Genomic DNA, 25,550 nt, shown 5'->3' with positions numbered 1-25,550 from the left:
GTTCATGCCGCTTTTGATGTGCCGACACTCGGATACAGTTCATCTAGCGGGCGGGACCTTCCATCGGCGCACACCAACCGCACATGATGCCGTTTCATGCCGCGCGGATTGGTCACGCCCACCGAATGGGCGATAACGCCCACCTCCTTGCGCATCTGCTTTACAAAATTGGCAACCCGCACCGCTTTATTCGCCGGATCTAGTCCGCGTTGCAGGCTGGGATCGTGGGTGGTGATACCGGTCGGGCAGGTGTTTTTGTTGCATTTCATCGCTTGAATACAGCCAAGCGCAAACATGAAACCGCGGGCCGATATCGTGAAATCCGCACCCGCGCAAAGAGCCCATGCCACTTCGCTGGGTGTCACCAGTTTGCCGCTGGCGACAATGCGGATGCGATCGGTAAGGCCTGCTGCGTCGCGCAAATCGACCAGCATCGGTAACGCCTCTCTCAAGGTCAGGCCAACATTATCGATGAGCGGCATCGGAGCCGCGCCCGTTCCGCCGTCACCGCTATCGACGGTGATGAAATCTGGCGCGCTCTTCGCCCCGCGTTTGTTGATTTCGGCAAAAAGGTCTTCCAACCAGCCATAGGCTCCGATGACAGTTTTGAACCCCACAGGTTTCCCGGTCACCTCGCGGATATGCGCAATCATATCGAGCAATTCGTCGATATTGCCGATATCCGTATGGCGATTGGGTGAAATCGACGCTTCGCCTTCCGGGATGCCGCGAATTTCGGCGATTTCGGCATTCACTTTTGCGGCGGGCAAGATACCCCCTTTGCCCGGCTTCGCTCCCTGAGAAAGCTTTAATTCGAACATCCGGACCTGATCGTGCGATGCCACTTCGCGCAGCTTTTCGTCCGACAGATTGCCTTCATTGTCGCGCACGCCATATTTGGCGGTACCGATCTGGAACACGATGTCGCAGCCCCCTTCGAGATGATAGGGAGCAAGGCCCCCTTCGCCGGTATTCATCCAGCAACCGGCCTTGGCCGCGCCATTCGATAAAGCGCGCACAGCCGGCGTCGAAAGCGCGCCATAGCTCATCCCGGATATGTTGAAGACCGATGGCGCGTCATAAGGAATGCGGGCTGCGCCTTCGCCAATTTTCATTGCCGGTGCTTTTACCGCATCCCGCTCAAGCGTAGGCCAAGGGCAATTGACGAAAATCGGGGTGCCAACAGCGTCAAGATTGCGGGTGGAGCCAAAGGCCACATTGGTCGATATGGCTTTGGATGCATCATCGACCCAATCACGCTGAGCCCGGTTAAAGGGGAGCTCTTCACGATCCATCGCAAAGAAATATTGCCGGAAGAATTCACCAAGTTCCGACAAGACATAACGCATCCGGCCAATCACCGGGTAATTGCGGCGAACCGTATCGCTGGTCTGATAGCGGTCGATGAAGAAAATCGCGATGAGAACAAGGACGATCAAACCCACGATAAAGATGAACAGGCTGGTCAATCCGTCCAGAATTGCAGTCATTTTATCGTCCCTCATCCAATGGTGTGCCGGCAGGCTTTTCAATCACGGCTATACCGGATGCATGGTATTATCAGAAAGACAGGTGTCTACTGCAATCGGGAGGAATTATGCCGATTGTGCAATCTCAACAGTGATTTGATCGTCATTGGTGGAGGTTTGAATGGTCCTGCGGCTATCCCCTTCAAGGACGAGCGCGGTCAGCACTCCAGACCGAAATGCACCTGTGTCGATCCCAATGCGGTTGCCGCAATCCATGACTTTGTCGAAAATTGTATGGCCATGCACGACAACCTTTTCCAGCGCGCCTTGATGATCAAGGAAGCGATCCCGAATCCACAGCATATCACTGCGTTTCTGGGCGTTGAGCGGCACCGCCGGATCAATTCCTGCATGGACGAAGGCGTAGTCGCCAGCGACGATCATCTCTTCGAACGCGGCGATATAATCGCGTTCTGATTGGGGGATCAGTTGCGGAAGGAATGCGTGCATCTCTTCAAGTGTCATCGCGTTGAACTGCTTTTGCGATATCCCGTAACTCAGGATAGTCTCGCGTCCGCCATGTTTTAAGAAGTGGCGCAGAATGTCAGGCTTTTCAAACGACTGCAGAAACATTTCTTCGTGGTTACCGGCAAGCACGCGAACATTGCGCTCTTTCTGCCATTTGCGCGTTCGCTCGATCACACCGGCACTGTCCGGGCCTCGGTCTACCAGATCTCCCAAAAGGATAATTTGAGTCGCTGCCGGAATGCTGGCCGCGTCGTCACGCTCGACGGCATCAATCAAAGCCTCATACAGATCGAGCCGCCCGTGAATGTCACCTATCACATAATACCGCGTGCCGTCTGGCACAGCGGGGCGCTGTATTTGAGAGCGGGATCTGAAGATCTTGCTTAGAGTGTTTAGCATAGCTCGATATTCGTTTTAGCATGGCCGCAATTGGGGGGATAGCAGGCCTGAAATAGGGTGTTCGCCGCTGCGTTTGCACTGCGATGGCAGCGCGGGCGGCAGGTTTCACATAGGCATAGCTTCACTGAACCGCAAATGACCCGGCCCTATCGATTGGTATGATGCATAAATCACACAATTCGTTTGGTTTTGGTCGCATCGCGCAATTTCTCTTGTGCGGTGCGGCATAATTGTGCACGTTTGTTTCGCATTTGGATGAGATCATCGCATAAAATGATGACCGCCGGATGTGCAGGTGGGACGAAGCAACAACAAAAATTTAAGGAAGTTGTAATGCTCACGTCCATCCGCGGCCTAACCGCCGCTACTTTCTCTGCGGGCCTCCTCCTCTCTGCGGCGCCCGCATTTGCCTCTGAAACCGTTTCAGAGGTGGTCAATATCACCGTCGATACAGGTGCAATCGAAATCAGTGACGAGCTGCTCGCAGCTTCAGCTGAGCTGGATGGCACCGCAAGCGATCAGAATGTCGTCGTCATGGCGACCTCTATCGATCGTGCAAACGCGCCGGTTGATGATGCCAAGATCAGCAATATCCAAGGCGAAGAAGAAGAGAGCAGCCCTCTCTCATTTTCCGCCAACATTGCTTTTGCTACCGAATACCGTTTTCGCGGTGTTGCGCTGACTGACGGTGAATTCGCTGTCCAAGGCGGCTTTGACCTTTCACACGAATCGGGTCTTTACGTCGGCACCTGGGCTTCCAATCTGGATGAACAGACTGTCGGATACGGCTCGACAGAGCTTGACCTGTATGGCGGTTGGAGCGGTAATCTAACCGATGGCCTTTCGGCTGATGTCGGCGCTATCGCTTATCTTTACCCTGACGCGACCGGTCCAGGTGATTTCGATTACATCGAATTTTACGGCTCGGTCAGTTTCGGCCTCGGCCCGGCATCGCTGACTGGTGGTATTGCTTACGCACCGGATCAGGATTCGCTTGGCGGGACGGACAATCTGTACCTCTATTCCGATGTCAGTGTCGCCATCCCAGACTCGCCGATCACCTTGAATGGCCACCTTGGCTATACCGAAGGCTTCTTGACGTTCACCGCCGATAGCTCCGCTGTCGATTGGTCGATCAGCGCTGATCTGGCCGTTGGACCGGTTACATTCAGCGCCGCTTACATTGGTGTTGAAGGCGATGCATTGATTGATCCAGCAGGAACTTTCACCGATGATGCATTCGTCGTAACGCTCAGCGCAAGCTTCTAAACAGTTGCTCAGTCGCAGGAGCGAACGCCCTATCCGCAGATAAGCGGAATAGCGGGACCTCTAAAGAACGCGGGACCAGCGATGGTCCCGCGTTTTTTGCTTAGTCGAGGTTGAAATTCACGGTCGTGACAACGCGTACCTTTTTGTACGGACTATCGGATTTGCCCCAGCCGCCGCCAACACCGTCGCGCGCGTCGATGGAGAAATATCCCTGCGTTGCATCCTTGATTGGTCCGACCCCTGCGCCCGAGTCCTCGGCAAATTGCTGCGCTGAAGCGCGCGCATTCTTGGTCGCCTCGGCCACCATTTCCGGTTTAATGTCATTGAGGCGGGTGAATGTGTAGCTCATCCCGGACCCTTCCTCGAGAAACACGCCGCGGCTAACCAGATCAAATTGCCGGGCCACTGCCTTTTGCGCGCGCGCAATATCATTGGTCCGCAATGAAAGCCGTTGCCTAACGGTGTAGGTTGTCACGCCGCGATTGGTGTAACTGGACACGTTTGCTCCGGTCGGTTGAAGCGCGCTTTCAGGAAAGCCGAGCCCGGCAAAAAATGCCTCGATGGCCTGTGTATCACTGCGTACCTTTCCCTGCGCTTCGCCCAAATCGGTCGCGCTCGCGGAATAGGAAATGGTCCATGTCGCAAGGTCTGCGGTTACATCGCGCTCGGCCAAACCGCGCACAGTTACTGACCGTTCGGCTTCCTTGGCTCTCAACAATCCATCGCCCAGCAGGTATCCGCCCGCGACCATACCAACCGATACAATGGCGGCCGTGCCGAACCAGCGTGTGGTTACAGATCCAAGGTTGCCCTTGCGCGCTGGCGCCGGTGCCTCCATGTCCGCGTGTGTCGTTGAATTATTTCCGGTCATCAAATCCTCCTCATCGCTAAACCTGCGGTGAGTTGTGCATAATAATCGATGAACCGAAATTGAATTGCTGCCAAATGAACGCGAGGAGTCAGCATGACCAAGTATCTTCATTCCATGATCAGGGTCTCTGATCCCGATGCCACGGTGGATTTTTTCAAGCTGATCGGATTGGAGGAGGTGCGCCGGTTTGATGTCGAAGCGGGCCGGTTCACTCTGATCTTTCTCGCTGCGCCGGGGCAGGAGGGCATCGCCGAGGTTGAATTAACCTATAACTGGCCAGCCGAAGATGGCAGCGCGCCAGAGCATTACGATGGTGGCCGCAATTTCGGCCATCTCGCCTACCGCGTCGATAATATCTACGAAACGTGCCAACGGATCGCCGATGCAGGCCATATTATCCATCGCCCGCCGCGTGACGGCCATATGGCGTTCGTGAAATCACCGGACGGGATTTCAATCGAGTTGTTGCAGGACGGCAATCTTGAGCCGCAAGAGCCGTGGGCCAGCATGGAAAACACCGGAAACTGGTAATTCGCCGCGCGGGCCCCTCTGCGCTGTAATAATCAGCGCAAGGGGTCTTCTGGATACGGGTCCAACGGGGCGGTGCCCTGATCGTCGCAATCCTCATCGGGATGCGTGGTCGTAAGCCGCAAGATCACGAAGCCCAGTATCGCAGAGATCCCTGAACCCAGCAGGATGCCGATTTTCGCTTCCTCGACCAGGGTTGGTTGGTCAGGAAACGCCAGTCCGCCGATGAAAATGCTCATTGTGAAACCGATCCCGCAAAGGATCGATACGCCCCAAATCTCGGGCCAACTGGCCCCTTCAGGACGCTTTGCAAAGCCGGTCTTGTCCGCGATCCACACGATTGTGAAGATGCCAAGCTGTTTGCCAACCACCAATCCTGCGGCAACGGCCAAAGGCAGCGCCGCGACAAGCGCCTCTGGACCCATCCCGGCAAGAGAAACACCTGCATTGGCAAAGCCGAATACGGGCACCACAAGATACGCGCTCCAAGGAGCAAGCCCGTGCTCGAGCCGCTCCAGCATCGAATTGCCGTCTTTGCGATGCAACGGGATAGTCAACGCGGCGACCACTCCTGCGATCGTTGCATGGACACCGGAATTGAGCGCGCAATACCACAGCACCACAGCAAGCAGGATATAGGGCCAAAACACCGATACCCGCATCCGGTTGAGCGCAAACATCAGGCCGAATACGATAACCCCTGCGAGCAGCCATTCGGCATAGAGCGACTTTGTATAAAACAGCGCGATGACGACCACGGCGCCAATATCATCGACGATGGCAACCGTAAGCAAAAATAGCCTTAAGGATGCGGGCACACGGCTGCCCAGCAATCCAAGTACACCCATTGCAAAAGCGATATCGGTGGCTGCGGGAATGGCCCAGCCATCGGCGTATGTGCCTCCGCCCGAGATTACCATGTAAACGCCAGCCGGAACCAGCATGCCCGCTGCTGCGGCGAGCATCGGCAAACGCCGCGCTGCCGGATCGGCCAGTTGGCCGGCAACAACCTCGCGTTTAACCTCTAGCCCGACGACAAAAAAGAAAATCGCCATCAATCCATCATTGATCCAATAATGGAGATCCTTGAGTTTTGCGATGGGCGTCCAGGACAGCTCGCCGTAAAACAGTTCACGATATTCGCTTGCATAGGCGGAGTTCGCGGCGAGCATTGCGGCGGCAGCCACAATAATCAGCAAAATCCCTGCAGAGGCATCGCCTACGAACAGCGCGCGGACCGGCGCAAAGATTTTGCGAAGCGGTTTGATGGGGAGAGGATCGATATCTGGCATATTGCGCGCACTCTTTGAGAAAACTTGAACTGGTTGCAAGGCCTATCAGGCCGCGTTAGTCTATTTTTCTCGTGAGGTATGGGGGTCGCCTTGACGCTTTTGAGTTTTGATTTGTGGCAATGGCTGGCTTTGTTCCAGCATGAATTGCTGTTATTTGCAGGCGTGTTTTTCCTGATCGGTGCGGCTGATGATCTGGCCGTCGATCTGGTCTGGATATGGCTTAAGCTGACAGGGAAAGCCGATACTCCTGTGATTGACCGCGCTCGGATGCAGCGCGAACCCTTACACGGGGGCGCTGCGATATTCATTCCGGCATGGGACGAAGCCGAGGTGATCGGCGACACGATCCGGCACGCCCTTTCAAGCTGGCCGCAAAAGGGGCTGCGGCTTTACATCGGCTGTTATCGCAATGATCCGGCCTCGATCACCGCTGCGATGGCCGCCGCTGGGGGCGATGCGCGTCTTCGCATAGTGATTCACGATTGCGCCGGCCCCAGCACCAAAGCCGATTGCCTGAACCGTTTATATGAGGCGATGTGTGACGATGAACGGCGAAGCGGTGAGCGCTTTACCATGACCGTTTTCCACGATGCAGAAGACCTGGTCGATCCTGCTGGCCTCGCACTGCTCGACAGGGCGGTTTGTGCAGGCGCCGATTTTGCTCAACTACCGGTCGAACCCCTCCCGCAAGCGCGCAGCCGGTGGCTTGGGAGCCATTATTGCGAAGAGTTTGCCGAGGCGCATGGCAAGGCGATGGTCGTGCGCAATGCTCTGGGCGCGGGCTTGCCAGCGGCCGGGGTGGGATGTGCCGTATCGCGCGGCGCGCTTGAGCGGTTGTGCCATCAACGCGCCGATCACCGCCCCTTCAACGCGGAATCGCTGACCGAAGATTACGAGCTGGGTCTGGCTGTCGCACAGGCCGGCGGGATCTGCCAGTTTGTAAGAGCCCGCGATCAAGACGGGCTTCTTGTCGCGACACGGGCCTATTTCCCCTCGCGATTGGAGGAGGTGATCCGTCAGAAAACTCGCTGGGTTCACGGGATCGCATTGCAGGGTTGGGACAGGATTGGCTGGGGCGGTAGCGTGATCGAAATGTGGATGAGAGGCCGCGACCGGCGCGGCCCGATGACGGCGCTCGTGTTGCTAATGGGGTATACCCTTCTCGCGCTGACCACATTGGGGTGGACCGCGGCTGCGATGGGATATGGGCAACCTGTGGCGCTGTCACCGCTGCTTGAATGGTTGCTGATTGCCAACTTTATTGCGTTTCTCTGGAGAGCCGGGTTCCGGTTTGGCTTTACAGCGCGGGAATATGGCCCAGCCGAGGGGCTGAGGGCTGTTTTGCGCATCCCTATCACGAATATCGTTGCGATCATGGCCGGAAGAAGGGCGACGTTCGCCTATATCAAAACTTTGTCGGGCAGCGCAGCTGTTTGGGACAAGACCCCGCACAGATCGCACCCGGCATCTCTCGCCAACGCGCGGGCAGGCGCCCAATGACCCACAAAACTTATACATCCCGCAGGGGCAGCCCCTTAATCGTGTTGGGTCTGGTCTTTGCGGTTTGGGCCGGTGGACGGGCGATGACATGGGAAAATCCGTTTCCTATCGCCCTGCCGTTTCCGACCGCACAGACGTTGTTCGCTGACGCGAATAGCCGTCCGGTATCATCAGCGCCCGTCAACAAAGAGAACAAGTTTTCGGTCTTCACAAAGGGCGGTCGATCACAGATCGATGCCCTTCCTGCTCAATTTGCGGCAAGGCCGGGGATGGAAGGCACCGTTAGCGTGCAAACGGATCCCGATATTTCATTCGGCCATCATATGCTGTGGTTGAAAGCCCTAGGTGCAAAATTGCCGCTGGGTGAAACGCCAATGCATGCAACAAAAGCGCCAGAGCAGCTCGCCGGTGTCACTCCTATTGCGCCGCCTATCCAAGGGCGATCGAAGCCTGGCCGATGGAGTTTCGACACATGGGGTTTCTGGCGCGCGGGGTCATCATCGACAGCGATCTCGCAGGGACGCGTTCCGATTTACGGGGCAAGCCAGATTGGTGCCAATTTGCAGTACCGGATTAACCCCTCATCGCTGCGGGATCCGCGGATTTATGCCCGTGCATACCGGGCTATGGTCGACAATGGAGAGAGCGAGCTGGCAGCAGGCGCATCGGCCCGGCCGATCGGCGCGGTTCCGGTGCGCCTCGCCGCAGAATGGCGCGTCACACAGACGCGGTTTTCAACGAACGTCCGCCCAGCAGTTATGGCCATCACTGAATTGCCTCCGCAGAAACTGCCGGCCAATTTCCAATTGGAGGCATATGGCGGGGCAGGATATGTTGGCGGCGAAGGCGCAACGGCGTTTGCCGATGGTCAAGCAGCGGTAACGCGGAAGCTGGTCAATTTCTCTGGTCCTGCCGATACCAATGCCCGCCTTTCATTAGGGGCAGGCGCGTGGGGCGGGGCACAAGAAGGGGCGGCCAGAATGGATGTCGGGCCGACAATGCGGCTTGATCTGACTTTAGGCGAGGTTCCGGCCCGGCTGTCGATTGATTGGCGAGAGCGGGTTGGCGGCGATGCGTCGCCCGGTTCCGGGGTTGCAGCCACTTTGTCGACACGCTTCTGAACAGTCGGATGAAGACGCGCTTGATCCGCGCGGCTTCATGGGGGAACACCGCGCAAGAGCGGCTATCATCAAAGCGCTGCGTGGAGTATCGCTGGCACCATGGACGTCTACCTCCCAATTGCGAATCTCTCGGTGAACGGATTGTTCATCGTGCTGCTTGGCGGGCTGACGGGTATTTTGTCCGGTCTGTTCGGGGTTGGCGGGGGCTTTTTGACGACGCCTTTGCTGATTTTTTACGGCATCCCGCCCACTGTCGCTGCGGCATCCGCAGCAACTCAGGTAACCGGTGCGAGTGTTTCTGGCGTGCTGGCCCATTCGAAACGCAAGGGCGTCGATTATCGTATGGGCGCGGTCATGGTTGGCGGCGGTGTTGTCGGCGCGCTGATCGGTGCTGTCTTTTTCAACATCCTCGAGGCGCTTGGCCAGATCGATGTTGTGATCAATATTCTCTACGTAGTGCTGCTGGGATCAATTGGATCGCTCATGATGCGTGAGGCCCTCACCGCGCTTCGTCCGAGCAAATCGGGCGAGACTGCGCAGCCGCGCAAGCGACGTCACCATCCGCTGGTGGCTGGTTTACCGTTTCGGTGGCGGTTTTACCGTTCGGGTTTGTATATCTCTCCGCTTGCTCCGCTGATTTTGGGAACATTGGTTGGAATTTTGACCATGCTGATGGGGGTCGGCGGGGGTTTCCTGCTGGTACCAGCGATGCTGTATTTGCTTGGGATGAGCGGCAACGTGGTGGTTGGTACGTCGCTGTTCCAGATCCTGTTTGTGACGATGGTAACAACCATGACCCACGCGCTGACCACCAAAGCGGTCGATATTGTCCTTGCCGGTCTGTTGCTGCTCGGATCTGTGCTGGGTGCGCAATTCGGGACGCAAGTTGCAATGAAGGCCAGGCCCGAAGTGCTGCGTTTGGTGCTGGCTGCTATCGTGCTCTTGGTCGCGCTGCGTATGCTTTATGGTCTGGGGGTTCAGCCGGACGAGATTTACACCGTCAGTCCGCTATGATCGAGCGCGCTTTTCGGATTGCATTTTTGGGCCTGGCTGCGTTTTCACTGACGGCCCAGCGCGAGCCTATTCTGGTTCCCGAGGTCAGCCAATCGCGGATTGAGGTGCGCCAGGGTTTTACGGGAGCGGACCTGCTGCTTTACGGCGCAGTGATTGATCCTGTCGGCGGACGGGACGCAGCGCAATACGATATCGTCGTCGTCTTGAAAGGCCCGGCTGAACCAATCCGCTTGCGAGAGAAAGACCGGATCGCGGGTATCTGGATGAATGCCGGAGCGAGCGATTTTCGTTCGGCGCCGGCATTTTTCGCCGTGGCATCCTCCAGACCGGTTGCGGAAATCGTCGATGAGCGCACTGCCGCCATCTATGAACTGGGCACTGAATTTATCCAGCTAAGCCCGAGCGGGGAGATTGAACCCGAAGAACAAGCACGCTTTGCAGCCGGTCTTGTCGAAATGCGCCAGCGTGCAGGGCTGTATAAAGAAGACGAAGACGGCGTCCGGATCAGCGAAGGGGTGCTGTATCAGGCGCGTATTACCCTCCCGTCCAATGTGATCACCGGCCTATACACGGCGGAAACTTTCGCCATTGCCGAAGGCCGCGTTCTGGCCAGTGCCACTGCGGATATCGAAGTGGCAAAAGTCGGCCTCGAAGGCCGCGTTGTGGCCGAAGCCGAACGGAACTCCTTCGTCTATGGTCTTGTCGCAATCCTGCTTTCGCTGGGCATGGGCTGGTTTGCGGGACGGTATTTCAATCGCTCTTAGCGCCGCCGGTACGCGTATCGTTGACGCGATCTTAACCGAGTCCCGATAATCCCCTGACTTTGGAAACACAGCCAGATTGTAATGATCTAGGCGAGCAATCTTGCAGTCAGAGGACCGCCGAACATGAACGATATGGCCAGCCAGAATTTCGACAGCGCGGCGGCAGACGCACGGCCTTCGCCGGATGACGAGATGGATAATGCCCGTATGCCGATTGGTGTCGTGCTGGAAATTTCAGGCGCGGGCTCGCAAATTGCGCTTGATCTCCAGCGTCTCAACGAATGCATGGATGATGATGACCCCTCGATTAAACTGGCAGGTCAGGTCGGCAGCCAGATTAAAATTCGCGTCGGCGATGCATGGTTGCTCGCAAGTGTTCGCGATCAACGCAAGGATCGCCGCAGCGAAAGCGGGATTATCGCACATATCGACTTTCTCGGCGAAGGCAGCGAGGAGAAGCTGACGGGTCGGATCAACGGATTCAAACGCGGTGTGACCCGCTATCCTGTTCCCGGAGCGATGGTATTTCCTGCCAGCACGCCAGATCTTGAACAGATATATGCCAGCGATGGCCGGGCAAACATCACCATTGGCAAGGTCTTCCCGACCCGCGATATTCGGGCCGGTTTGTATATCGATGCGATGCTGGGCAAACACTTCGCGTTGCTCGGTTCGACCGGTACCGGTAAATCCACCAGCGCCTCGTTGATCCTCCACCGCATCTGCGAAGCTGCGCCGAATGGTCATATCGTCATGATTGACCCGCACGGCGAATATTCCGCAGCCTTCCGCACAACCGGCCAAATCCTCGATGTGTCCAATCTTCAGATGCCGTATTGGCTGATGAACTTTGAAGAACACTGCGAAGTGCTTCTCACCAGCGCGGGCAATGAACGCCAGGTCGACATGGATATTCTGGCCAAGTGCCTCTTGCACGCGCGCTCGAAAAACCGGCTGGCGGAAACGATGGGCAAAATCACGGTGGATTCGCCGATTCCCTATCTCCTTTCCGATCTTTCCAACGTCATTCAGGACGAGATGGGCAAGCTCGATAAAGCAACGTCGTCAGCCCCCTACATGCGGATCAAGGGCAAGCTCGATGAGCTGAAGGCCGATCCGCGCTATCAATTCATGTTCTCCGGCATGTTGGTCGGCGACACGATGACAGATTTCATTTCCAAAGTGTTCCGCATGCCCGGCGGGGGTAAACCGATTTCGATTATCGATGTGTCCGGTGTGCCATCCGACATCACTTCGACCGTGGTTGCTGTCCTTTCGCGTCTGGTCTTTGATTTCGCAATCTGGGGCCGCGAAGAGCGCACCCGTCCAATCTTGCTCGTATGCGAAGAAGCGCACCGTTATGTTCCCAACGAGAAAAACGCCGACGGGTCATCGGTTGGCAAAATCCTCAGCCGGATTGCCAAGGAGGGCCGGAAATACGGTATTTCGCTCGGTCTGATTACCCAGCGTCCCTCCGACTTGGCAGAAGGCGTTTTGTCGCAGTGCGGTACGATCATATCGATGCGCCTCAACAACGAACGCGATCAGGCTTTCGTGAAAGCAGCGATGCCCGAAGGCGCGCGCGGTTTCCTCGATTCCATCCCTGCCTTGCGCAACCGCGAATGCATCGTCTGCGGAGAGGGTGTTGCCATCCCGATCCGCGTAAACTTTGACTTCCTCGAAGAACACAAACGCCCTGCTTCCGAAGACCCCAGCTTTGTCGATCTTTGGAGAGAGGACGGCGGAGAAGAGGAGCTGGTCGAACGCGTTGTTCTGCGCTGGCGCTCGCAAGGCTAGGCGGGATTTCTCCGGCTGCTTTTGGCCCAAGATCCTACGTGCCGCGTGTGTCTCCATACAGATGGATATGCATTCGGTCGCTCATCCGGAAACCATGTTCGAGGCACAAACCGCTGAGCCATTTCTCGCGTATGCGCAGCGTCTCGCTATCGGTGCCTTCGGGCATCAGAAAGACGTGGCCCGGTTTGAACCGGTAGGTGCGCTGCAATTCCAGCACTTCGTCGACGTCCTCGGGGCTGGCGATCACGAATTTGAAGAAAGCACGCGGGTCGCAGGCATAGAAATCAAGCCGCTCTGGGATCAGCGCGAGGTCGGCGGCATTACCGCTATGCGAAAGCTTGGGGCTGACATTGTATTGATCGACGCGAATATCGACGTGGCTGGGCGCTTTGGTGGTGCCGTTGGTTTCGATCTCGACTTCGATATCGGGCAGGTGCGCCAGCATATCGGCGAGCGCGCCGCCCTGCATTAACGGCTCTCCGCCCGTAATCACGAGGCGCTTTTGCCCCAAAGCAGCAATCCGCTGCGCCGCATCTTTCGGATCAAGCGACACCTGATTGGCTGTACGGTCGAACGTCACCCCATCGCGGTGCTCGCGATTATCGCCTTCGAAATGCCACGTATAGGCCGTGTCGCACCACGTGCAGGCAAGGTTGCACCGCGACAGGCGGATAAACGCCACCGGCACGCCTGCGCTTGGCCCTTCGCCTTGCAGCGAGGCGAAAATTTCAGGTCCGCCGGTGTCGTCAGTGGCAAGTACTAAAGCCATGGCGGCATTCCTGTGTTGGGAACGCATGACACATTATCCAACATGTCACCCGTTTCATACATGCCCAAAGCTTTGAGAACGCGTGAAAAACTGCGAGTAGGACACAGGTGACAACTTTCCAATTTCGGCGGCATGGCGTCGGCGTTCAACATGGTTGCGCGTTAGCGTGAATGGCACGCGTAGGAAAGGTTGGTGGTCACGGCGCCTCGTTCATTCCGGGAGACTGCCCAACCATGCATTCCGAGGATCCTCGACAGCATGCTCTTTGCCGGATGCGGTCATCGCAGCAAAACCGATATCGTTTTGCGGATCATAAATCGCAAAGGCTTTGTATGGGCCGATACTACCGCTCTGCCAGCTCCATTGCCGCCCCATATGCTCAATATATCTTCCACCCAGAGTATAGCTTTGGTCTGGCGTTGTAATAGTTGTCAAAGCAGCCAGTGACTCAAACGAAAGTCCGCCTTTGTGAGGGAAGCGCAATAGCGCTAACAAATCAGCGGGTGTGGTTGCAGGGCCGCCTGCACACTGCAAGAAGCGCGGAAGATTTTTTGCGGGGTTTTCCGGCTGTTGTCCGCGTGGACCAAGCTGACCGACGAACATGTAGCTATTGCTCATTCCCGCCGGTTTCAAAACGGTATCCTGCAACAGGTCGGCAAAGCTACGCCCGCTGGCATGTTCTAGAACAGCTTGCACGACAACCCAATTGAGCAGGTTGTAAGAGAAGGTCTCATCTGGCGCGCCAATCGTCTCACCAGAAGCGTAGAGATTTGCGGCCTCAATTGCGGTTATTGTAGAGGGCGGGACCGCTGCATCCGTCAGAAACTGTGGTCTCGGTCCGTCGGGCAGGCCCGAGCGGTTGGCGAGCAAATGACGGGTAGTAATTACTGGCGAACCGCCATCGAAATCAGGAAGAATATCGGCAATTGGCTGATCAATATCGAGCAGGCCTTGATCGGATAGTCGCAGGGCCGCCAGCGTACAGGCGAACTTGCCGATTGATCCAATATTGAACGCGGCGTTGGCACGGTCATATCCGACGACCGAGGAATTGAGTGTGCCATCCGATGAAAGAATTGCGCTCACATGCGGAGCGTCTTCTTTGGCGTGAAGCGGCAGGCTTAAAGTCGCAGCTGCCACTCCGGTCAAAATGAGGTTTACGATTGAGCGAACGGTTCGTTTTTTATCCATATCACTTAGCTAGAAGGTCCACAGGTGTTTTACAAGGGTAATACACTTAGCGCCTAAGCCGCCTTTGCATTCATCCGCCCCGCACTCGGATATAACGCAGTCCCCCGTGGTTTCTTGAAAACAGACATTCCGCCGATAACGTTGTCTACCCCAACCGTTTCAGCGCGCCTTCCAGCCGCTCCACTTCGGCTGAATGATGCGCGTGGTCAGCCTTGGCTTTCTCCACCGCTTCGGGCTTGGCGCGTTCGACGAAGTTCGCATTTGAAAGCCGCCCTTCGAGCGATTTGGCTTCCTTTTGCGAAGCGGCGAGCGCTTTTTCCAGACGCGCTTTTTCCTCGGCGATGTCGATGATCCCTTCGAGCGGGACGATGAACACGTCGCTGCCTCCCGATGCCTGCGCCGTTACCTGCATGGCGGGGCCATCGGGCGCTTCGCCGATGGTGACGGGCGTCAGGCGCGCGAGGCGCTCAATCGCGGCGCTGCTGCGCTCGATTGTGCTGGCCGCGAGGGGCGAGGCATTCGGCAGGAACGCGGCGAGTTTCGCGCCGGGCGGAATGCCAAGCTCGTTTTTCGCGCTGCGGACATTGGTGGTGAGGTCGATCACCCAGTCGATCGCGTCGGTTGCTTCCTTGGAAACTTCGGCGCGCGGGTTTGGCCAACTGGCGACGATCAGATCGTAGGAGCGCGTGCCCCCCTGTTCAACCTGCGCGTGCCACAGTTCTTCGGTGATGAACGGCATGAACGGGTGCAGCATGACAAGGATCTGGTCGAGCGCCCAACCGGCGACCTCGCGGGTTTCAACCGCTGGCATCGCGTCCGGGTCTGCGCCTTCGGCAAATACGGGCTTGATCAGTTCCAGATACCAGTCGCAGAATTTGCTCCATGTGAACTGGTAAATGGCATTGGCCGCCGCATCGAAACGCAGATCGGCCATCGCATGTTCAATCTCGGCGCAGACTTGCTGGACTTCGCCGATGATCCATTGGTTCGCGGCGAGCTTGGCTTTGGGCGCGCGCAGCGTGGAGGACGCGCCGATGCCGTTGGACTGGCAGAAACGGGTCGCATTCCACAGCTTGGTCGCGAAATTGCGGTATCCCTCGACACGGCGTTCATCCATCTTGATGTCGCGGCCCTGACTTTCCATCGCGGCCATAAAAAACCGCAGCGCATCCGCGCCATATTGGTCAATCAGGCCGAGCGGATCGACGACATTGCCCTTGGACTTGGACATTTTCGCGCCGTCTGCTGCGCGGACCAGACCGTGCAGATACAGTTTGGGCCACGGGGCCTGTCCCATATTGTACTGACCCATCATCATCATCCGCGCATCCCAGAAAAACAGGATGTCGAAGCCGGAGATCAGCAGGTTGTTGGGGAAGTGTTTCTTGACGAGATCGGTATTGTCCGGCCAGCCGAGCGTGGCAAACGGCCACAGCGCAGAGGAGAACCACGTGTCGAGGACGTCATTGTCCTGCGTTAGCACGGCACCGTCACCGGCCTGCGCCTGAGCGCTTGCCTCGTCCTCGGCGACATAGGCATTGCCGTCCGCATCGAACCACGCGGGAATCCGGTGCCCCCACCACAGCTGACGCGATATGCACCATGGCTGGATGTTTTCCATCCAGTTGAAGAACGTCTTTTCCCATGTCGCAGGGACAATCTCGATCTCGCCGGATTTGACCTGCTGGATCGGTTTGGCGGCGAGCTTTTCCGCATCGACATACCATTGATCGGTCAGCCACGGTTCAATCACCACGCCGCCGCGATCACCGAAAGGCGTTGCGATTTGGCGCGGCTCTGCGTCGTGTTCGACCTCTTCGCCTTTTTTCGTCTTGGCGATGTGCGGGATCAGGTAGCCGTCTGCTTTCAGACGCGCGACCACAGCTTCGCGGGCGCCGTCTTGTCCGTCACGCTTGAAGCGGTGCAGGCCGATAAATTCGTCAGGGACCATGCCGTCAGAAGTCTGACAGACATTGGCATCGCCATCGAGCATGTTGAGCATCTCGCCCGCCGCAAAGCCTGCGCGTTTGCCGACTTCGAAATCGTTGAAATCGTGGCCCGGCGTGATCTTCACCGCGCCGCTGCCCAGTTCGGGGTCGGCGTGTTCGTCCGCCACAATCGGGATGCGGCGGCCCGTAATCGGCAGGACGACATGCTTGCCGACGACGCTGGCATAGCGTTCGTCTGACGGGTGCACCGCGACCGCCATATCGGCCAGCATCGTTTCGGGCCGCGTGGTCGCAACCTCGATATATTCGCGCCCATCTGCCAACGTCACACCGGCCTCTAACGGGTATTTAAAGTGCCAGAAACTGCCTGCGATCGTCTGCGTCTCGACTTCAAGGTCGGAGATCGCGGTTTTCAGTTTCGGGTCCCAGTTTACCAGCCGTTTGTCGCGGTAGATCAGGCCGTCATTGTACAGATCGACAAAGGTTTTCAGGACCGCTTTGGTGAAATGCGGGTCCATCGTGAACTGTTCGCGGCTCCAGTCCATCGAACAGCCCAGCCGGCGCAGCTGATTGGTGATCGTGCCGCCACTTTCGGCTTTCCATTCCCACACTTTATCGACGAATTCTTCGCGCGAATAATTGGTGCGCTTGTCCTGCTTCGCCTCCATCTGGCGTTCGACTACCATCTGCGTGGCAATGCCCGCATGATCGGTGCCGACCACCCATAAAGCATCCTTGCCGCGCATCCGTTCATACCGGATCACGATATCCTGAAGCGTGTTGTCCAGCGCATGGCCGATATGCAGGCTGCCGGTGACATTGGGCGGCGGATTCACAATGGTGAAGGCTTCCGCGTCGGGCCGCTCGGGCCGGAAACCGCCGGTTTCTTCCCAATGTTTGTACCAGCGTTCCTCGATAGAGGCGGGGTTGAATGTGGTGTCGAGTGTCATTCTTTTTCTCGTATGCTGCGCTGTGAAAGCGCCAGATTTTCGTCTCCCTCCAATACAGCGCCAATGGGCGGGCGCAACGGAGAGTTTGATAATTGCCGAACTGGCGGGTTGTTTGCGCTGCGATTTAACCGCATAGCTTACGGCGTTATGGACGCGGCCGCGCAATTCACACTTGATCAAAGGGACGATGGGCGCGCCCTGCTGTCAATCGAAGGGGCGCTGCTCGTCTCCAGCATCGGCGCGCTTGATAATGAATTCAATCGGCTTGATGCCGACATTTCTGTCATCGATATCAGCGGCGTAAATGAAATCGACACAATCGGCGCGTGGGTCATGGTTCGGCTTGCGGATCGTCACGAAGCCGAAATCGTCGGAGCGAATGATCGCGCCGCGCGGCTGCTAAATGCGGTTCAGGATGCAAGCGGCGATGCCGGCGATGGCCCTGTGCGCGACCCGGTGTGGATCCGCGTGCCCAAAGCGATGGGCGAGCTGGTTTTCGATATGCGCGCCGGGATCATCGGGGTAGTCGGGTTTTTGGGCCGCGTGCTGATCGGGATGGGCCGCCTGATCCGCAATCCGAGCCGTTTCCCGCTCAAGGCGACGGTACGCCAGATGGAACTGGTCGGTGTGTCCGCTCTGCCGATTATCGGATTGATGAGCTTTCTGATCGGGATTGTCATCGCGCAGCAAGGCGCGGTGCAGCTGGAACAGTTCGGCGCGGAATCGCTGACCATCAATCTTGTCGGACGGATCACCTTGCGCGAACTTGGCGTCTTGATGACAGCGATCATGGTTGCCGGGCGATCCGGCAGCGCCTTTGCCGCACAATTGGGCACGATGAAGCTCACCGAGGAAGTCGATGCGATGCGCACAATCGGCATTTCCCCCGCAGAACGCCTGGTGATCCCGCGCATTCTCGCCTGCACGTTTATGATGGTGCTGCTCGGCTTTTATTCCTCCGTCGTCGCGATAATCGGGGGCGCTGTGGTCGGGCAGTTTGCGCTCGGCATACCGTTCTTCACGTTTCTCGAACGTATTCAGGAAGTGGTACCGACACATGATATGTGGGTCGGATTGATCAAGGCCCCGGTATTTGGCCTGATTATCGGGCTTGCCGGTTGTTATCACGGCATGAAGGTAGAGGGGAATTCGGAACAGGTCGGCCTGCGCACGACCATGGCGGTGGTTTCTGCCATCTTTGCCGTCATCGTGCTCGATGCGTTTTTCGCGGTGTTCTTTACAGAAATCGGCTGGGGCTGAGCGATGGATGATACGCTTCACCCCCGTTTCAGCGGAAACCCGCCGGTTGTGGTCAAAGGGCTGGTCAACCGGTTCGGCGATTTCACGGTCCATCAAGACCTTTCGCTGGAGGTTCGCGAAGGCGAAATTCTGGGCGTCGTTGGCGGTTCGGGTACCGGCAAATCGGTGTTGATGCGCTCGATCATCGGGCTGCAAACACCCAATGATGGCCATATCTCGGTATTCGGACGCACAATCACCGGAATTGATCCGGATCAGGACCTGGGCGTCAGATGCCGCTGGGGCGTTATGTTCCAAGGCGGCGCGTTGTTCTCAACCTTAACCGTGGGCGAAAATGTCGAAGTGCCTCTCAGGCAGTTTTATCCCGATATTTCGCCTGAACTGCGCAAAGAAATTGCGCGTTATAAAGTGCTTTTGTCGGGCCTGCCCGAAGATGCGATTGCCAAATTCCCTTCGGAATTGTCCGGCGGGATGAAAAAACGTGCCGGTCTGGCCCGCGCGCTCGCGCTTGATCCTGAATTGCTGTTTCTTGATGAGCCAACAGCGGGCCTCGATCCGATTGGCGCGGCTGCTTTTGACCGGCTGACCAGAGAGCTGAAAGAGACGCTGGGCCTCACCGTCTTTCTGATCACGCACGATCTCGATACGCTATATGAAATTTGCGACCGGGTGGCGGTGATCGCGGATAAACAAGTGGTGGCTGTCGGCACGATCCCCGAACTTATCGAAACCGGCCATCCATGGATCGAGGCGTATTTCAACGGACCGCGCGGCCGCGCAGCGCAAAGCTCGCATCAACGCGCGCATCAACGTCAAGATGGCTCGGAATGACAGACTGCCAGATGGATAAGGCGATGGACAGACACGCCTTTGGGCGTTCATAGGGAACCGACATGGAAACAAGAGCTAACCATCTCTGGGTCGGTGCGGTCACGCTGCTATTGCTGGCGGGATTGGCAGCGGCAATTGTCTGGATTGCTGGCCTCGGAAAAGGTCAGCAGAACGAATACGACATCTTCTATGCCCAATCTGTCTCCGGCCTCGCGAATGGCAGCCAGGTGGCTTATGCCGGTGTGCCCGTGGGTCAGGTGACAGAGATTGCGCTGTCCGATGATAACCCTGAATTCGTCCGCGTTCGCGTGCGCGTGAAAGAAGACGTCCCTATTCTGGTGGGCACCACCGCCACCATTCAGGCGAGTTTTACCGGCGTATCCAGCATCCTGCTTGATGGCGCGCGCGGCGGGGCTCCTGCGATTACGTGTGAAACGACCGCTTGCCCCGAAGGCGCGCCGGTTATTCCGCCGAAAGATGGCGGCATCAATGCGCTGCTTAACAACGCGCCGCTGCTGCTGGAGCGGCTGGCGACCCTGACAGAAAATCTGAACATTCTGCTCGGCCCTGAAAATCAACAGCAGCTTGCCGGGATTTTGCGCAATTCCAATGATCTGACGCAGCAGCTGGCGCGCACCGCGCCGCAGCTTGAAGGCACGTTTGCAGAACTTGAGACCGCTTTGAAAGAAGCGGGAGAGGCGCTGAATGCGTTTGAAAAAGCGACTGCGACGACTGATGAGCTGCTGAACAAGGAAGGCCCGGCTTTGGCAGAGGAGCTGCGCGGAACCTTGCGTTCGGCCAATCTGGCGGCCGCGTCTCTTTCGGCCACGTTGGAAGACACTCGCCCTGCCGCACGGCAATTGCGCGAAACCACTTTGCCAACCGCAGAAGCGACATTGCAGGATCTGCGCGTGACCAGCCGCGCTTTGCGCGCGCTGACGGAGAAACTCGACAACCAAGGCGTCGGCGCGCTGGTGCAGGGCCAATCGCTGCCCGATTATGAGCCATAAGGATATGCGTATGCCCACCCGGACCCCACTGGCTTCCCTGCGTATCGGCGTGATCGCGGCTGCGGCATTTGCCGTGGCGGGCTGTGTCAGTTTTGAAACCGAATTGCCGACCAGCCTGCTGACTTTGCAATCGACAAATTCTGCGCCTGCGGGTTCCGGCGCGCAGGCTGGCGATGAAGACAGCGAAGGCGCGATTGCCGTGTTGACGCCGGAGACACCGGCCAAACTGGACGTTGTGCGCATTCCGGTGACTGTCAGCTCGACAGAGATCGCCTATTTGCAAGACGCGGTCTGGGTGGAAAAGCCTGCGCGCTTGTTCCGCCGGCTGCTGGGTGAGGCACTGCGCACGCGCAGCACGGCTTTGATCATCGACAGCGATGATACCCCGACCCTCGCCGCCAGGACGGTGCGCGGCACGTTGTTCGATATGGGTTATGATGCGGGCACGTCCTCTGTGATCGTGCGGTACGAAGCGATTGTGGCCGATGCCGATGGTAAGGCTGTGTCTCGCCGGTTCGAAGCGGTGGAGGATAATGTTCTGCCAGAGGCAGCATCAGTCGGTCCGGCGCTTAACCGGGCGGCCAATTCGGTTGCCGATGACGTTGCCGAATGGATCGTCGGCGAAGATTAAGCGCGGACAGCGCGGACAAAGCTCCACGCTGTCAGGAAATCATTCTGGCGCTTGGCGCGGCGGTGTTCCGCCTCGAGATCGCGGCCCCATAAATCCGCCTGCCATTCTTCTTCCAGACTGGCCGCCTGCCACAGCGCAATTGCGTCTGGCTCTTCGTCGCGTTCCAACGCCGAAAGCGCGATAATCAAGGACGCGGCAAGCGATGTCTTTGTCTCGATCCCGGCAAGCTCGAAATTGCTAAAAGCGCATAGCCGTTCGCGCAATTTGGCGAGTGCGTCTTCGCTTTGCGGTTTGTGAATGATCCCGCTGATCCGGGTGAGGGTGATGCCTTCGCGCTGTTCAAACGCGCTAACCAATGGCTCCCACACCTGCTGTTGCCGGGCATACAGCGCGTCTTCGGGATCGCCCCGGTACAGCAAAGTGTCGGTATCGCCATAGGTCACAATCTTGTCCGCATGGCCGGCGATATCGCTGCTGACGACATCAATCGCATAATCGGTCATATCGCGCAGCTGGAATTTCGCCGGATCGAGTTTTTCGCCCTGGCTATCCCATTCCTGCGCGAGTGCTTTTGCCAAGGTTTGGCTTGGTACGATCTGCGGTGATCCCTTGACCGTCTTAAGCCCGCGCCCGTCCAGTGTTACCTGCCAGCCTGTTTCGGTTTGCAGCATGTCCACTGCATCATAGAACCGCTTCACTGTGCGTCGTCTCCGGCTGATGATTTCCATTTTCGCGCCAGCGCGCGCGGGCCGAAATAAAATGCCAGCAATCCGCCCACGGCCAGCGCCACACCTAACGGGTAGGGCAGGTCGATCACCGACCGCGCAATCGCAAGGCCAACGATCAGCGCGCCGAGCGAACCGATCCGCACCGCATTCATGATCATAAATCGTTGGCGGGCGATCGCTTCATCGGTGCCGATTGGTGCGTTCATCGGGCCTGATCCAATGCCGCGCGCAGCTCTGCCATCGTATCAACCACCTGTTCCGCACCGGATTCCAGCAATTCCTGTGGCGGATGATAGCCCCATGATACGCCAAGCGAGCGAACGCCAGCGGCGCGGCCCATATGCATATCAAAACTGGTGTCACCGATCATCACCGCCTCAGATGGCTGAGCGCCCGCTTCGAACAAAGCAGCCTCCAGCATGGCGGGATGCGGTTTGGAAGGGTGGCGGTCTGCCGTTTGCAACGAAACGAAGAGATCGGTGAGGTTGTGCCCGGCCAGGCAAGCGACAAGGCCGCGATCCGATTTGCCGGTGGCCACAGCCAGGCTCCATCCATCGGCGTGCAGTGAATGCAGCAAATCGGCCATGCCATCGTAAAGCGGTTCGTCCAGCAAGCCTTCTTCGCGGCGCGCGCGAAAACTGGATTTATAGAATTCGGTGACATCGCGGGCCTGCTTGTCGGCCAGACCCGGCGCCAATTCGCGCACTGCAACACCCAGGCTCAATCCGACCATCCGGCGCACTGCGTTGGGATCGGGCGGGGTCAGACCGGCTCGGGTGAATGCGCGTTCCATCGACCAACAGACATCGGCCTGTCCATCCACCAGCGTTCCGTCGCAATCAAAGACAGCCAGCCGCATCGTCATTTCTTGCGGCGATCCGGACGCGGTTTGCCCTTGCCTTTGCCTTTTGATTCGGCCTTGGCCTTTTTCTTGGCGGTTTCGGCCGAAATGGTACGTCCGCGCCGCTCTCCGCGGCGGTCCTTGCGATATTGTTTCGCATGGCGGCGCGCGGCCTGTTTCTTTTCAGCCGGAGTGCGCTCTGGCGCTTCATCGCGAACGGGGGAGGCATCGGAAAGATTTTCATCAAAGCCGAGCGCTTCCATGCTGGCTGCAAAATGTTCGGGCAATTCGGCGGTTACATCCAATTTGCCGCCGCCTGTTTGCCCGCCCGCGCTTTTGTTATCAGGCTGGGAGATGATCAGACGCCGCGCGTGCAGGTGCATTTTGCGGCTGATCGCTCCGGTAAGGAAAGCATCCTGCCCGCCATATTTACCATCGCCAACAATGGGGTGGCCGATGGCCGCCATATGGACGCGCAATTGGTGCGTACGGCCGGTGAGCGGTTCAAGCTCTACCCATGCGGCGCGCATTCCGGCGCGTTCAACAACGCGGTAACGCGTTTTTGCCATCGCGCCGTTTTCTTCATCGACATGCATTTTCTCACCGCCGGTGCCCGGCTGTTTGGCGAGCGGCGCGTCGATCGTGCCTTCGCGGACATCGGGAACACCGACGATCAGCGCCCAGTAAATCTTGCGCGCGCTGCGCCCTGCGAACCGGCGGGAAAAACTGGCGGCGCTGCCGGGTGTGCGCGCAATCAGAAGCACGCCCGATGTGTCTTTATCCAGCCGGTGGACCAGCCGCGGGCGCGGCGTGTCTTCGTCCGTCACAAATGCATCAAGCAGACCGTCAACATGTTTGGTCATCTTGCTGCCGCCCTGCGTCGCAAGGCCCGGAGGTTTGTTGAGCACGATCGCGCTCGGCGTTTCGCGGATGACCATGGCGTGGGCCTGTGCTACCTCTTCATCGGTCAATTCGCGTTTCGGACGCGGGGCTTTATGCTTTGCCTCGCCGCCCGGCGGGACCCGCAATGTCTGACCCGCTTCGAGCCTGTCTTCGGGTTTTGCGCGCTTGCCATCCACGCGGACCTGTCCGGTGCGCGCCCATTTGGACACGGTCGCAAAACCGATCTGCGGCAGATTGCGTTTGAACCACCGGTCCAGACGGATGCCGTCATCATCCTGCGTTACCGTAAACTGGCGGACCTGATCGCTTGTGTCTGTTTTGTGTGTTTGGGGGCCGCTCATACTCAGTCTTTCATTACTACCAGGCCGAGATACAGCGCCGCGACCCCGGCGATCACCGATGCGGCGATAAACAATGCGGCCATGCCCAACGCGCCGCGTTGGATCATCAATATGATTTCAAGGCTGAACGCGCTGAAAGTGGTGAACCCGCCCAGCAATCCGACCGCGAATAGCAGCCGCTGGGTTTCGGTGCCGCCGCCATGCGACGCGAACCAGCCGAACACCAATCCCATGGCAAGGCTGCCCAATGTGTTAATCCCGAGAATCGCCCAAGGATAGCTGCCTTCGCCCATTACAGAGGTAAGCGACCGCCCCAGAAAATAGCGCGCGACCGATCCCGTCGCACCGCCTAGCGCGACAAAAAGGGCTGCTGCCATGGAAGAGACCGCCGGGGTTGCCATGGCACAGCTCTTTAGCGGCGCAGGCGCGCCCTGCATAGCGTAGTGCGCGCTTCCAGGCCGATTTGAGCTATTGAATACCTTGCCAATTTACGAGCCGGCCGCTATACGGACACCAACTGCAGCGCGTTCCGGAGCCTTAAATGGCGGGAAACGCGCCGTTTTTAGCGTCAAATTTACGCGTTTGCCCCGCGAATCATGAGCGGGCTTTCGTGCTTTTGGAATGAGGTAATAGTCGTTTATGCAAATCATGGTTCGCGATAACAATGTCGATCAGGCTCTCCGCGCTCTTAAAAAGAAGCTGCAGCGCGAAGGTGTTTATCGCGAAATGAAGCTGCGTCGTCATTACGAAAAGCCCAGCGAAAAGCGCGCCCGTGAAAAGGCAGCAGCTGTTCGTCGCGCTCGTAAACTCGAGCGCAAGCGCATGGAGCGTGACGGCATCAAGTAATATGCCGGTATTCAGGCGCAAATCCGCTTGAATACACCAACATGATAAGCCATCAGGGCGCGGTATCCATTCCGCGCCCTTTTGCTATCAAAAATCGGCACTTTTTAACGGTATCGGCAAATCGCCGCGCATTCGATCAGGGATCAACAATGACCGAGATTACCCGAGTTCCAATCCAGCCTGTCGCCAAAGGCTCGCTTACCAAGCTGTGGCTTGGCGTAGTTGTTGCCATTCTGATCGGTGCCGGCCTTGCGTGGAGCGCCATGCCCAAGGGTGCGAATATCGAAACCCTCGTCGCGGGTGAGGGCGATACCCCAAGCGTCGGCGATGTCGCGTTTGTGAAATACACCGGCAAGCTCGCTTCAAACGGTGAAGTTTTCGACGAATCGCAGGATATACCGCTTCCGGTCCAGGGCTTGTTCCCCGAAGGCACGCCATTCCCGATTGAAGAAGGCGCGACCATCGATGGTTTCTTCAACAGCCTGCAGGAAATGCAGAAGGGCGGCAAATACGAAGTCTATATCCCCGCCGATCAGGCTTACGGTGCAGAGCCGCCTCCCGGCGCGCCGATCCCGCCCAATGCCGATTTGATTTTCGAGATCGAGCTGGTTGATTTCATGACGAAGGATACGTTTGATCGTAACCTGCAAATCCTGCAGCAAACAATGCAGCAACAACAGGGTGCCGGCGGGCCTGGCGCGCCTCCAGCCGCACCGCCAATTCCGGCCGAATAATCGAAAGCTGAGAC

Annotated in this window: 26 protein-coding genes; 13 read left to right on the top strand and 13 right to left on the bottom strand. The window is 57.7% G+C overall.

The window, feature by feature from the left end:
• Positions 1-2 precede the first annotated feature (2 nt).
• Positions 3-1,490, bottom strand: a complete 1,488-nt coding sequence (locus FGU71_RS02250) for an FMN-binding glutamate synthase family protein (protein ID WP_142787065.1) — start codon at positions 1,488-1,490, stop codon at positions 3-5.
• 105 nt (positions 1,491-1,595) lie between these two features.
• Positions 1,596-2,396, bottom strand: a complete 801-nt coding sequence (locus tag FGU71_RS02245) for a metallophosphoesterase family protein (RefSeq protein ID WP_142787064.1) — start codon at positions 2,394-2,396, stop codon at positions 1,596-1,598.
• Positions 2,397-2,729: 333 nt separating this feature from the next.
• Between FGU71_RS02245 and FGU71_RS02240 the strand changes: the two genes are divergently transcribed.
• Complete coding sequence (locus tag FGU71_RS02240; protein ID WP_142787063.1) at positions 2,730-3,665, top strand: TorF family putative porin; 936 nt, start codon at positions 2,730-2,732, stop codon at positions 3,663-3,665.
• A 100-nt stretch (positions 3,666-3,765) separates the two neighbouring features.
• Here the strand turns inward: FGU71_RS02240 and FGU71_RS02235 are convergent, their stop codons facing one another.
• Positions 3,766-4,416: an SIMPL domain-containing protein gene (locus FGU71_RS02235; RefSeq protein ID WP_234035751.1), complete on the bottom strand. Its 651-nt coding sequence runs from the start codon at positions 4,414-4,416 to the stop codon at positions 3,766-3,768.
• Positions 4,417-4,629: 213 nt separating this feature from the next.
• On the opposite strand from FGU71_RS02235, the gene FGU71_RS02230 reads away from it, so the two are divergent.
• A complete protein-coding gene (locus FGU71_RS02230) occupies positions 4,630-5,067 on the top strand; it encodes a VOC family protein (protein ID WP_142787062.1) in 438 nt (145 codons plus the stop codon).
• A 32-nt stretch (positions 5,068-5,099) separates the two neighbouring features.
• On the opposite strand, the gene nhaA is transcribed toward FGU71_RS02230, so the two are convergent.
• Complete coding sequence (gene nhaA / locus FGU71_RS02225; protein ID WP_142787061.1) at positions 5,100-6,356, bottom strand: Na+/H+ antiporter NhaA; 1,257 nt, start codon at positions 6,354-6,356, stop codon at positions 5,100-5,102.
• A gap of 90 nt (positions 6,357-6,446) precedes the next feature.
• Here nhaA and FGU71_RS02220 point away from each other — a divergent pair, with 90 nt between their 5' ends.
• From FGU71_RS02220 to FGU71_RS02200, 5 genes are all read left to right on the top strand, one after another.
• Complete coding sequence (locus tag FGU71_RS02220; protein WP_234035598.1) at positions 6,447-7,856, top strand: glycosyl transferase family protein; 1,410 nt, start codon at positions 6,447-6,449, stop codon at positions 7,854-7,856.
• Positions 7,853-8,977, top strand: a complete 1,125-nt coding sequence (locus tag FGU71_RS02215; protein WP_142787059.1) for a hypothetical protein — start codon at positions 7,853-7,855, stop codon at positions 8,975-8,977. Before FGU71_RS02220 ends, FGU71_RS02215 begins: the two co-directional genes overlap by 4 nt.
• A gap of 99 nt (positions 8,978-9,076) precedes the next feature.
• Positions 9,077-9,991, top strand: a complete 915-nt coding sequence (locus FGU71_RS02210) for a sulfite exporter TauE/SafE family protein (protein ID WP_142787058.1) — start codon at positions 9,077-9,079, stop codon at positions 9,989-9,991.
• Complete coding sequence (locus FGU71_RS02205; protein ID WP_142787057.1) at positions 9,988-10,755, top strand: TIGR02186 family protein; 768 nt, start codon at positions 9,988-9,990, stop codon at positions 10,753-10,755. The genes FGU71_RS02210 and FGU71_RS02205 overlap by 4 nt, the downstream gene beginning before the upstream one ends.
• A 123-nt stretch (positions 10,756-10,878) precedes the next feature.
• Positions 10,879-12,552: an ATP-binding protein gene (locus FGU71_RS02200; protein ID WP_142787056.1), complete on the top strand. Its 1,674-nt coding sequence runs from the start codon at positions 10,879-10,881 to the stop codon at positions 12,550-12,552.
• A gap of 34 nt (positions 12,553-12,586) precedes the next feature.
• Here FGU71_RS02200 and FGU71_RS02195 read toward each other — a convergent pair whose 3' ends face one another.
• The 4 genes from FGU71_RS02195 to FGU71_RS02185 form a co-directional block, all read right to left on the bottom strand.
• A complete protein-coding gene (locus FGU71_RS02195; RefSeq protein ID WP_142787055.1) occupies positions 12,587-13,321 on the bottom strand; it encodes a 7-carboxy-7-deazaguanine synthase QueE in 735 nt (244 codons plus the stop codon).
• Positions 13,312-13,473 (bottom strand): hypothetical protein, encoded by a 162-nt coding sequence (locus FGU71_RS14040; RefSeq protein WP_185960179.1) that lies wholly within the window; start codon positions 13,471-13,473, stop codon positions 13,312-13,314. The genes FGU71_RS02195 and FGU71_RS14040 overlap by 10 nt, the downstream gene beginning before the upstream one ends.
• Before the next feature lie 58 nt (positions 13,474-13,531).
• The gene (locus FGU71_RS02190; protein WP_142787054.1) at positions 13,532-14,512 is read right to left on the bottom strand and encodes a serine hydrolase domain-containing protein; all 981 of its coding nucleotides are present in this window, start codon (positions 14,510-14,512) and stop codon (positions 13,532-13,534) included.
• A 145-nt stretch (positions 14,513-14,657) separates the two neighbouring features.
• Positions 14,658-17,411 carry a valine--tRNA ligase gene (locus tag FGU71_RS02185; protein ID WP_142787053.1) on the bottom strand — a complete coding sequence of 918 codons (2,754 nt, stop codon included), beginning with the start codon at positions 17,409-17,411 and terminating at the stop codon, positions 14,658-14,660.
• 147 nt (positions 17,412-17,558) lie between these two features.
• On the opposite strand from FGU71_RS02185, the gene FGU71_RS02180 reads away from it, so the two are divergent.
• The 4 genes from FGU71_RS02180 to FGU71_RS02165 all read left to right on the top strand — a co-directional run bounded on the left by FGU71_RS02180 (position 17,559) and on the right by FGU71_RS02165 (position 21,143).
• Positions 17,559-18,671 carry an ABC transporter permease gene (locus FGU71_RS02180; RefSeq protein WP_142787052.1) on the top strand — a complete coding sequence of 371 codons (1,113 nt, stop codon included), beginning with the start codon at positions 17,559-17,561 and terminating at the stop codon, positions 18,669-18,671.
• A gap of 3 nt (positions 18,672-18,674) precedes the next feature.
• Positions 18,675-19,502, top strand: a complete 828-nt coding sequence (locus FGU71_RS02175; RefSeq protein ID WP_142787051.1) for an ABC transporter ATP-binding protein — start codon at positions 18,675-18,677, stop codon at positions 19,500-19,502.
• 62 nt (positions 19,503-19,564) lie between these two features.
• Complete coding sequence (locus FGU71_RS02170) at positions 19,565-20,512, top strand: MlaD family protein (RefSeq protein ID WP_142787050.1); 948 nt, start codon at positions 19,565-19,567, stop codon at positions 20,510-20,512.
• A gap of 10 nt (positions 20,513-20,522) precedes the next feature.
• Positions 20,523-21,143, top strand: a complete 621-nt coding sequence (locus FGU71_RS02165; protein ID WP_142787049.1) for an ABC-type transport auxiliary lipoprotein family protein — start codon at positions 20,523-20,525, stop codon at positions 21,141-21,143.
• On the opposite strand, the gene FGU71_RS02160 is transcribed toward FGU71_RS02165, so the two are convergent.
• From FGU71_RS02160 to crcB, 5 genes are read right to left on the bottom strand one after another with little or no spacing between them, the layout of a single operon-like run.
• Positions 21,140-21,871 carry an ATP12 family chaperone protein gene (locus tag FGU71_RS02160; protein WP_234035597.1) on the bottom strand — a complete coding sequence of 244 codons (732 nt, stop codon included), beginning with the start codon at positions 21,869-21,871 and terminating at the stop codon, positions 21,140-21,142. The genes FGU71_RS02165 and FGU71_RS02160 overlap by 4 nt on opposite strands.
• Positions 21,838-22,077: a hypothetical protein gene (locus tag FGU71_RS02155; RefSeq protein WP_142787048.1), complete on the bottom strand. Its 240-nt coding sequence runs from the start codon at positions 22,075-22,077 to the stop codon at positions 21,838-21,840. The genes FGU71_RS02160 and FGU71_RS02155 overlap by 34 nt, the downstream gene beginning before the upstream one ends.
• Positions 22,074-22,730 carry an HAD-IA family hydrolase gene (locus FGU71_RS02150; RefSeq protein ID WP_142788930.1) on the bottom strand — a complete coding sequence of 219 codons (657 nt, stop codon included), beginning with the start codon at positions 22,728-22,730 and terminating at the stop codon, positions 22,074-22,076. Before FGU71_RS02150 ends, FGU71_RS02155 begins: the two co-directional genes overlap by 4 nt.
• Positions 22,731-22,732: 2 nt before the next feature.
• Positions 22,733-23,956 carry an RluA family pseudouridine synthase gene (locus FGU71_RS02145; RefSeq protein WP_142787047.1) on the bottom strand — a complete coding sequence of 408 codons (1,224 nt, stop codon included), beginning with the start codon at positions 23,954-23,956 and terminating at the stop codon, positions 22,733-22,735.
• 2 nt (positions 23,957-23,958) lie between these two features.
• Positions 23,959-24,357: a fluoride efflux transporter CrcB gene (crcB, locus tag FGU71_RS02140; protein WP_142787046.1), complete on the bottom strand. Its 399-nt coding sequence runs from the start codon at positions 24,355-24,357 to the stop codon at positions 23,959-23,961.
• 238 nt (positions 24,358-24,595) lie between these two features.
• Here crcB and rpsU point away from each other — a divergent pair, with 238 nt between their 5' ends.
• Positions 24,596-24,802 (top strand): 30S ribosomal protein S21, encoded by a 207-nt coding sequence (rpsU, locus tag FGU71_RS02135; protein WP_006834591.1) that lies wholly within the window; start codon positions 24,596-24,598, stop codon positions 24,800-24,802.
• Positions 24,803-24,951: 149 nt separating this feature from the next.
• Entirely contained in the window at positions 24,952-25,536 is a 585-nt protein-coding gene (locus tag FGU71_RS02130) for an FKBP-type peptidyl-prolyl cis-trans isomerase (protein ID WP_142787045.1), read from the top strand.
• Positions 25,537-25,550: the final 14 nt, after the last annotated feature.

Source organism: Erythrobacter insulae, from assembly GCF_007004095.1.
Taxonomy (GTDB): Bacteria; Pseudomonadota; Alphaproteobacteria; order Sphingomonadales; family Sphingomonadaceae; genus Erythrobacter; species Erythrobacter insulae.
The sequence above is the reverse complement of the archived record's forward strand: the minus strand, read 5'-3'. Positions and strand labels throughout refer to the sequence as shown.

Excerpts from the sequence above, each read along its gene's own strand:
- FGU71_RS02160 (WP_234035597.1), bottom strand. The coding sequence starts at position 21,871 with ATGGAAATCATCAGCCGGAGACGACGCACAGTGAAGCGGTTCTATGAT.
- FGU71_RS14040 (WP_185960179.1), bottom strand. The coding sequence starts at position 13,473 with ATGTTGAACGCCGACGCCATGCCGCCGAAATTGGAAAGTTGTCACCTG.
- nhaA (WP_142787061.1), bottom strand. The coding sequence starts at position 6,356 with ATGCCAGATATCGATCCTCTCCCCATCAAACCGCTTCGCAAAATCTTT.
- FGU71_RS02155 (WP_142787048.1), bottom strand. The coding sequence starts at position 22,077 with ATGAACGCACCAATCGGCACCGATGAAGCGATCGCCCGCCAACGATTT.
- FGU71_RS02200 (WP_142787056.1), top strand. The coding sequence starts at position 10,879 with ATGAACGATATGGCCAGCCAGAATTTCGACAGCGCGGCGGCAGACGCA.
- FGU71_RS02235 (WP_234035751.1), bottom strand. The coding sequence starts at position 4,416 with ATGGTCGCGGGCGGATACCTGCTGGGCGATGGATTGTTGAGAGCCAAG.
- crcB (WP_142787046.1), bottom strand. The coding sequence starts at position 24,357 with ATGGCAACCCCGGCGGTCTCTTCCATGGCAGCAGCCCTTTTTGTCGCG.
- FGU71_RS02230 (WP_142787062.1), top strand. The coding sequence starts at position 4,630 with ATGACCAAGTATCTTCATTCCATGATCAGGGTCTCTGATCCCGATGCC.
- FGU71_RS02150 (WP_142788930.1), bottom strand. The coding sequence starts at position 22,730 with ATGCGGCTGGCTGTCTTTGATTGCGACGGAACGCTGGTGGATGGACAG.
- FGU71_RS02165 (WP_142787049.1), top strand. The coding sequence starts at position 20,523 with ATGCCCACCCGGACCCCACTGGCTTCCCTGCGTATCGGCGTGATCGCG.
- FGU71_RS02245 (WP_142787064.1), bottom strand. The coding sequence starts at position 2,396 with ATGCTAAACACTCTAAGCAAGATCTTCAGATCCCGCTCTCAAATACAG.
- FGU71_RS02145 (WP_142787047.1), bottom strand. The coding sequence starts at position 23,956 with ATGAGCGGCCCCCAAACACACAAAACAGACACAAGCGATCAGGTCCGC.
- FGU71_RS02130 (WP_142787045.1), top strand. The coding sequence starts at position 24,952 with ATGACCGAGATTACCCGAGTTCCAATCCAGCCTGTCGCCAAAGGCTCG.
- FGU71_RS02210 (WP_142787058.1), top strand. The coding sequence starts at position 9,077 with ATGGACGTCTACCTCCCAATTGCGAATCTCTCGGTGAACGGATTGTTC.
- FGU71_RS02195 (WP_142787055.1), bottom strand. The coding sequence starts at position 13,321 with ATGGCTTTAGTACTTGCCACTGACGACACCGGCGGACCTGAAATTTTC.
- FGU71_RS02250 (WP_142787065.1), bottom strand. The coding sequence starts at position 1,490 with ATGACTGCAATTCTGGACGGATTGACCAGCCTGTTCATCTTTATCGTG.
- FGU71_RS02205 (WP_142787057.1), top strand. The coding sequence starts at position 9,988 with ATGATCGAGCGCGCTTTTCGGATTGCATTTTTGGGCCTGGCTGCGTTT.
- FGU71_RS02175 (WP_142787051.1), top strand. The coding sequence starts at position 18,675 with ATGGATGATACGCTTCACCCCCGTTTCAGCGGAAACCCGCCGGTTGTG.
- FGU71_RS02215 (WP_142787059.1), top strand. The coding sequence starts at position 7,853 with ATGACCCACAAAACTTATACATCCCGCAGGGGCAGCCCCTTAATCGTG.
- rpsU (WP_006834591.1), top strand. The coding sequence starts at position 24,596 with ATGCAAATCATGGTTCGCGATAACAATGTCGATCAGGCTCTCCGCGCT.
- FGU71_RS02190 (WP_142787054.1), bottom strand. The coding sequence starts at position 14,512 with ATGGATAAAAAACGAACCGTTCGCTCAATCGTAAACCTCATTTTGACC.
- FGU71_RS02170 (WP_142787050.1), top strand. The coding sequence starts at position 19,565 with ATGGAAACAAGAGCTAACCATCTCTGGGTCGGTGCGGTCACGCTGCTA.
- FGU71_RS02180 (WP_142787052.1), top strand. The coding sequence starts at position 17,559 with ATGGACGCGGCCGCGCAATTCACACTTGATCAAAGGGACGATGGGCGC.
- FGU71_RS02185 (WP_142787053.1), bottom strand. The coding sequence starts at position 17,411 with ATGACACTCGACACCACATTCAACCCCGCCTCTATCGAGGAACGCTGG.
- FGU71_RS02240 (WP_142787063.1), top strand. The coding sequence starts at position 2,730 with ATGCTCACGTCCATCCGCGGCCTAACCGCCGCTACTTTCTCTGCGGGC.